Consider the following 7,300-nt stretch of genomic DNA (forward strand, 5'->3'; position numbering starts at 1 on the left):
TCCGTATGCCCCGCGTCCCCGTCCCCCCGATGCGCATGGTGCGGGTTCTTCGCGTGGGTGCGGAGGCGGGCCGTCACGTCCTCCGGGGGGAGGAAGCGGGACCAGCGTTCGGGGAACTCGGAGGGCATGTCGGGGTCGTCGGGGTCGGCCTCGCGGGCCGCCGCGGCGCGGGCGACGTACTCGGCGACCTGCGCGTGCCGCATCCGCTCGTTGGCCTCACGCGCGGCGGCGGTGGCCGCGGCGGGCCAGACCCGGTCGATGGCCGCGTTCACGGCCGCGCCGACGAGCACCGCGAAGGCGGACACACCGATCCACAGCAGAACGGCGACGGCGGCGGCGAGGGAGCCGTAGATGGTGGCGCCCTCGATGGTGTTCGTGAGGTAGATGCGCAGCAGGAAGCTGCCCAGCACCCACATGGCGAGGGCGACCAGGGCGCCGGGCACGTCCTCGATCCACGGGGAGCGGACCGGCACCGACACGTGGTACAGGGTCGTCAGGAAGACGATGGACAGGACGATCACGACGGGCCAGTACAGAACCTGGACGACCGTCTCCGACCAGGGGAGGATCCGGACCACCGCGTCCGGCCCGGCCACCATCAGCGGCAGCGCCACCGAGCCGATCAGCAGCGCCACGATGAACAGCAGGAACGCCATGATCCGGGTCTTGACGATGCCCCGGACGCCGTCCAGGCCGTACATGACGGTGATGGTGTCGATGAAGACGTTCACCGCGCGCGAGCCCGACCACAGGGCGAACAGGAAACCGATGGAGATGACGTCGGGCCGGCCGCCCTTCATCACGTCGTCCAGGATCGGCTCGGCGATCTCCTTGACGCCCTTGTCGGAGAGCACCGTGCGGGAGGCCTCCAGAAGGTTGGTCTCCAGGCTGTGGATGGTGTCGGCGCCGGTCCAGTCGTCGACGTAACCGAGCAGTCCGATCAGGCTCAGCAGCAGCGGCGGCACGGACAGCAGCGTGAAGAACGCCGCCTCGGCCGCCAGGCCCAGGATGCGGTACTCCATGCAGGAGTTGACGGTGTCCTTGAGCAACAGCCAGGCGGTCCTGCGCTTGGATACGTTCCGGTAGAGGGCTCTGGCCCGGTGGAGCCGGCCGGCCGGCTGCTCGGGGATGTCACTTGCTGGCTGCACGTCCTAACGGTATCCGCCGCGCCGGGCCGCCCTCACCTTACGGGGGCGATCAAGGGTTCGACTCCTCGGGTTCCCGGTCCTTTGCCACGCTGGAGGCCATCACCGCCGCCGTCCCGGGTAGGTTCGCACCATGGCAGGCACCTCCACCCACACCGTGACGAACCAGCCGCCCCCGCTCGTCGGCTACGACGTCTTCACCGCCGACCGGGCCCTCGCCGAGGCCGTCGACCGCTACACCGGCGCGGACGTCCTGGACGAGGTGCGCGCCGAGCTGTCGGCGCTCGGCCGGTCCGCCGGCTCGGCCCAGCTGCAGGAATGGGCGGTGCAGGCGAACGAGCACCCGCCCCGGCTGCGCAGCCACGACCGGTACGGCCACCGGATCGACGAGGTGGAGTTCCATCCGGCCTGGCACCGGCTGCTCGGCAAGGGTGTCTCGGGCGGACTGACCGGCGCGTGGACGCGGCCTTCCGGGCATGTGCGCCGGGCGGCCGGCTTCCTGGTCTGGACGCAGGTCGAGGCCGGCACCTGCTGCCCGCTGTCGATGACGCACGCGGCCGTGCCCGCGCTGCGCGCCGATCCGGAACTGGCCGCCGAGTGGGAGCCCCGGCTGGCGTCCACGGTCTACGACCAGCAGCTGCGGCCCGCGGGGCAGAAGCCGGGCGCGCTGTTCGGGATGGGCATGACCGAGAAGCAGGGCGGCAGCGACGTCCGCGCGAACACCACGGCGGCACGGCCCCTCGCGGAGGCCGGCGCGTACGTGCTGACCGGGCACAAGTGGTTCTGCTCGGCACCCATGTCGGACGCGTTCCTGGTGCTCGCGCAGGCCCCCGGCGGGCTCACCTGCTTCCTGGTCCCGCGGGTCCTGCCCGACGGCAGCCGCAACGCCTTCCTGATCCAGCGGCTGAAGGACAAGCTGGGCAACCGTTCGAACGCCTCCGCCGAGGTGGAGTTCGACGGCACGTGGGCGCGCCGGGTCGGCGAGGAGGGGCGCGGGGTGCGCACGATCATCGGGATGGTCGCCGCGACCCGGCTGGACTGCGCGCTCGGCTCGGCCGGCCTGATGCGGCAGGCGGTGGCGCAGGCCGTGCACCACTGCACGTACCGGGAGGCGTTCGGCGGGAAGCTGGTCGACAAGCCGCTGATGCGCAACGTCCTCGCCGACCTCGCGCTGGAGTCGGAGGCGGCGACCGCGCTCGCGCTGCGGCTCGCCGCGGCCTGCGACGACGGCGGCGAGCGGGAGCGTGCCTTCCTGCGGCTCGCGGTGCCGGCCGCCAAGTACTGGATCACCAAGCGGTGCGCGCCGGTGGCCGTGGAGGCCGCCGAGTGCCTGGGCGGCAACGGGTACGTCGAGGAGTCCGGCCTGCCCCGGCTGGTGCGGGAGTCGCCGCTGAACTCCATCTGGGAGGGCGCCGGCAACGTGCAGGCGCTGGACGTGCTCCGGGCCCTCCAGCGGGAGCCGGGCGCCCTGGACGCCTGCCTCACCGAGATCGGCCGGGCGCACGGCGCCGACCACCGGCTGGACCGCGCGGTGAAGGACCTGTTCACCGAACTCGCCGACCTGGACGGCATTGAGGGCCGGGCCCGGCGCCTGGTGGAGCGGCTCGCGCTGGTCCTCCAGGGATCCCTGCTGGTCCGGCACGCGCCCCCGGAGGTCGCCGACGCCTTCTGCGCCTCCCGCCTGGGCGGCGACCACGGCGCGTCCTTCGGCACGCTGCCGACGGGTCTGGACCTGGAGTCGGTGGTGGACCGGGCGAGGCCGGTGGACTGAAGCGCGGACCGGCCTGACGGGCCCGGGGCTGTTTCGCTGTGCGGCTCCGCCGCGTGGGCGCGTTCGGCCGGAACGGACCGTCAGCCGCCGACGTACCGCGACAGACCCCCTGCCGTCCACGGCCGAACTCCCGGCAGGGGTGATGCTGCGCCGACACGGCACCACCCCCACCGGGGTCAAGTCTCAGCCACCCCGGGACGGTCCACCAGGGTTGCAGGGGGTTGCAACTTATGGGGGCACGTGCGCGGAGTCTGTGCCTCCGCCATGCCCGGAACGGCAGTATGAGAGACACAGTCGGACCGGAATCCGCCGCCCGGACGGCTTGACAAGTGTGTTCGACGCCCTTTCCGGGAGGACCTCAGTGGTGAACCCGCCGATGAACGTGGCGCGCCTGGCCGCCGTGGACGCGGCACAGGCGGCGCGGGTGCTGTGCGAGCTGCGTGAGGCCACGCTCGCCGGACAACGTGCGCGGATCGCGCCGCGGCCGGTGATCGAGCAGTCCTGGGGGCGGATGCTGCGCAGCGGCGTCGACCCCGAGCGCGACTGCAGGTCCCGGCCGTTGTCCTCCGACGAGGTGCGGCGCCGGCGGGAGGAGTCGCCGCTGCGGCACGTCCTGCCGGTGCTGCGGGAGGGGCTGCTTTCGGTCGCGGACGTCGCCCCGCACATCATGGTCGTCGCGGACGCCGACGGGCGTGTGCTGTGGCGGGAGGGGTCGGCCGCGGTGCTGCGCAAGGCCGACGGGCTCGGTTTCGAACTGGGCGCGGACTGGCGGGAAGACGTCGTCGGCACCAACGGGGTGGGCACCCCGGCGGTGGTGCGGCGGCCGGTACAGGTGTTCGCCGGCGAGCACTTCGTGCGGTCGCAGACGTCCTGGACGTGTACGGGCGCGCCGATCTCGGATCCGCGGGACGGCCGGCTGCTCGGGGTGGTGGACGTCAGCGGCCCGCTGGAGACCATGCATCCGGCCACTCTGGCCTGGGTGGACTCGGTGGCCAAGCTGGCCGAGGCCCGGCTGCGGGAGATGCATGTGGCCTCGCTGGAGGGGCTGCGGGCGGTGGCGGCGCCGGTGCTGGCCCGGCTGGCCGGGCGGGCGCTGGTGGTGGACCGGAACGGCTGGGCGGCGGCCGTGACCGGAATGCCGTACGTACGGCGGGTGGCGCTGCCCAAGTCGCTGGCGCCGGGCCGACGGTGGCTGCCCTCGCTCGGTTCGTGCGCGGTGGAGCCGCTGAACGGGGGCTGGCTGCTGCGGGCGGAGGACGAGCCGCGGGCCGGTGCCGTCCGCCGGGTCGTGCTGGACCTCGCCCGGCCCGGCCGCTGCTCGGTGACGGTCACGGACGCGGCGGTCTCCTGGTCCCGGGAACTGAGTCCGCGGCATGCCGAGTTGCTGTTCCTGCTGGCCGAGCACCGCGCCGGGCGCGGGGCGGCGGAGCTGGCCGAGGATCTGTTCGGCGATCCGTCCCGGACCGTGACCGTGCGGGCCGAGATGTCCCGGATCCGGCGGTACCTCGGGGAACTCCTCCAGCATCGGCCGTATCGTTTCTGCGACGATGCGGAAGTGGAAGTTGTCCTTCCGGACGATCCTCGTGACCTGCTCATCCAGTCGACAGCACCGGCGGTGGCCCGGAAGCGGAATGCCACGCAGGACGGCCGCGGCGGGTAGCCCCCGACCGGGACGGCCCCGACCCCGGTCACGCTCCGTCCGCCCAACTGCGAGGACTTGGCCCTGTCCGGCCCGTTCCTGCCGTAGCATCCCGTACGGGCCGCCCCACCTGCTCCTCGGGTCAAGGTACGGATCATCAGGCGCAGTTGGCCCGCCGTCTGGAGGAGAGATGAAGCATCGCGGCAGACACCGCCGGCGCAGGCGGGGCGCGGCACTGCGCGCCGTCCTGACCGGGACCGCGCTGGCGCTCACCGCCGCCGCCACCCTGATCAGTGCCTCCCAGGCCGAGGTCGGCGAGGGCCCGGGCGCGCTCAAGCCGCTGACCTCCCCGGCGGACACCGACCGGCTCCGGCTCCAGGAACACCTGGTCCCCGCCCGGGCGCTGGACCGGCTCTCCGCCGCGATGGGCCGCCCGGTCGGTGTGGACGCCGTCCTGCGGAGCGCCGACCGCGACCTGCGGGAGGCCGCCGACTGCTCGCCCGGCGACCGCGCGTCACTGCCCGTCGCCCCGGCCGCCACCCGCGCCTACTGCTGGGACCCGGCCGACACCGCCACCGACGCCTGGCGGCCGGCCGCGGTGACCACTTCCGGGGACGCCGACGACGACGGCGTCTGGGGCACCCACCGGGTGGTCCTCGCCGGCTGGTCCCGCAGCACCGCCGACGGCCGCCCCGCCGAGCGGGGCCTCGCCCGGGTCGCCTTCGTCGACGCGGACGACCCCGCCCGCCTCGCCTACCGCTGGGTGCTGCTGGTGGTACCGGTCGACGGCGGCCGGGACTACCGGGGCCTGACCTCCGGCATCTCCGGCATGGTCTGGTACGAGAACAAGCTGCTGGTCACCACCGAGGCCGGCGGCGCCGACGCGCTCTACGTCTACGACCTCGACCGCATCCAGCGCACCACGGTCGACGGACCCGCGATCGGCCGGGTGCCCGGCGGCTGGTCCGCCGACGGCCACCGCTATGTGCTGCCCGCGATCGGCTCGTACCGCTTCATCTCCGGCCGCTGCGCCCCCGCCGGCCCGCCCTGCCCCGGGGCGCTCGCCCTGGACCGCGGCACGGCACCCGACAGCCTGGTCGCCGCGGAGTGGACCGCGCCCGACGGCGACCGGCGCGCCCGGCTGTGGCGGTACGCGCTCAGCACCGACCCGGCGCGCCCTGGGCTGCTCGCCACGGACGCCCGGGGGCGGGCGGACGCGGTGGAGGCGTACCGGACCCGGGCGACCGGGATCCGCGGCGTGCTGTCGTACCGGCAGGCCGGGGCCGACCGGCCGTCCTGGTATGTGGGACGGCTGCCCGATGCGCAGGACGGGCACGGCGGACTGTGGCGGCAGGACACCGAGGGGGCCCGGGCGGCCCGCTGCGGTGCCGACGCCTCGGACCGCTGCTGGGCGCGGGACGCGGGTTCCCTGTCCTACTGGCAGCAGACCGGCGAGGTGTGGTCACTGTCCGACCGGATGCTGTTCGCGCTGCCGCTGGCCGACCTCGACCGTTCCGTGGACTGACCCGGCGGGCCCCGGCGGGCCGGTGGCCGGCCCCGGTCCGCGGCGCCGGTCCGCCGAGGCCGGCCTCCGGAGCCGATCGACAGAGCGGGCCCCGGGATGGTTCCCTGGCCGGCATGAGCAGCGTTCCCGTCACCACCTGGTCCCTGGAGCAGACCTCTCCGGCCGATCTCCTGCCCGCCGCCGCCCCCGACGGCGACGTCCGGATCGTCCGCGCCGAGGTGCCCTCCCCCGAGTTCAGCCGTTTCCTGTACGCCTCGGTCGGCGGCGACATCCGCTGGACCGACCGGCTGGGCTGGACGTACGCGCGGTGGCGGGAGTATCTGGAGCGGCCCGGTGTGGAGACCTGGGTGGCCTACGACCACGGCACCCCGGCGGGCTATGTGGAGCTGGAGCCGCAGGACGAGGGCGCGGTCGAGATCGTCTACTTCGGGCTGCTCCCCGCCTTCCGCGGCCGGCGCATCGGCGGCCATCTGCTGTCCTACGGCACGGCCCGCGCCTGGGACCTGGCCGAGCGGTGGCCGGGGCGCACGCCGACCAAGCGGGTGTGGCTGCACACCTGCAGCAAGGACGGCGCGTTCGCGATGGACAACTACCAGCGGCGCGGCTTCAAGCTGTTCGACACGAAGGTGGAGCTGGAGCCCGAGGTGGCCACGCCGGGGCCGTGGCCCGGCGCATACCCCGCCTGACCTGCCGAGACAAGCCTTCCGGCAGCGCATGTGAGCGACGACACCCTTGTCCCACTCTTCGGGACAAGGGTGTCCGCATGATGGACGAAGCTGGACTCTGTCCAGATCGCCGTGACACGCTTCCGTCATGCCTGGAACTGGAATTGCCTTGGTGAGTCGGCGGCACGTCGACCTCGGCCGCATGTCCAGCGCCATCTGTCCGGCGAGCTGACGCCCCAGCACCGCCGCGAACCCCCGTTTCCCATTCTCCCTGCGCAAGGACGCGCACGCCTGCCCGCGTGCGCGCATACGCGCAGGTCAGAGCAGACTCCCGCCTGTCTGAAGGACGTAGAACCATGGCCGCCACCCCAGAGAACCCCGCCGCCTCCGCGCCCCGCCGCAAGGTGAGCCGTCACCGCGGTGAGGGCCAGTGGGCCGTTGGCCATTTCACGCCCCTCAACGGCAACGAGCAGTTCAAGAAGGACGACGACGGTCTCAATGTGCGGACACGCATTGAGACGATCTACTCCAAGCGCGGCTTCGACTCGATCGACC

General features: G+C 73.5%; 6 protein-coding genes and 1 pseudogene. 6 read left to right on the plus strand and 1 reads right to left on the minus strand.

Translation table 11 applies throughout. From position 1 onward, the window contains the following. On the minus strand, positions 1–1,148 hold a 1,148-nt coding region (locus CCN44_RS28100; RefSeq protein WP_208639852.1), incomplete at its 3' end, for a YihY/virulence factor BrkB family protein. A gap of 130 nt (positions 1,149–1,278) precedes the next feature. Between CCN44_RS28100 and CCN44_RS28105 the strand changes: the two genes are divergently transcribed. From CCN44_RS28105 to CCN44_RS28125, 6 genes and pseudogenes are all read left to right on the plus strand, one after another. After that, complete coding sequence (locus CCN44_RS28105; protein WP_059253668.1) at positions 1,279–2,916, plus strand: acyl-CoA dehydrogenase family protein; 1,638 nt, start codon at positions 1,279–1,281, stop codon at positions 2,914–2,916. Between the two features lie 376 nt (positions 2,917–3,292). Beyond that, positions 3,293–4,576 (plus strand): GAF domain-containing protein, encoded by a 1,284-nt coding sequence (locus CCN44_RS28110; protein WP_202430362.1) that lies wholly within the window; start codon positions 3,293–3,295, stop codon positions 4,574–4,576. Between the two features lie 169 nt (positions 4,577–4,745). Then, positions 4,746–6,080, plus strand: a complete 1,335-nt coding sequence (locus CCN44_RS28115) for a hypothetical protein (RefSeq protein WP_059253665.1) — start codon at positions 4,746–4,748, stop codon at positions 6,078–6,080. 113 nt (positions 6,081–6,193) lie between these two features. Next, positions 6,194–6,766, plus strand: a complete 573-nt coding sequence (locus CCN44_RS28120; RefSeq protein WP_059253663.1) for a GNAT family N-acetyltransferase — start codon at positions 6,194–6,196, stop codon at positions 6,764–6,766. A gap of 127 nt (positions 6,767–6,893) precedes the next feature. After that, positions 6,894–6,977, plus strand: coding sequence for a putative leader peptide (locus tag CCN44_RS47660; RefSeq protein WP_310739661.1), 84 nt, complete (start codon positions 6,894–6,896; stop codon positions 6,975–6,977). Positions 6,978–7,080: 103 nt separating this feature from the next. Next, positions 7,081–7,300 (plus strand): annotated as a pseudogene (locus CCN44_RS28125) (nitrite/sulfite reductase); the annotation flags it as partial.

Origin of the sequence: Streptomyces tricolor (assembly GCF_002155905.1) — a bacterium.
GTDB lineage: Bacteria > Actinomycetota > Actinomycetes > Streptomycetales > Streptomycetaceae > Streptomyces > Streptomyces tricolor.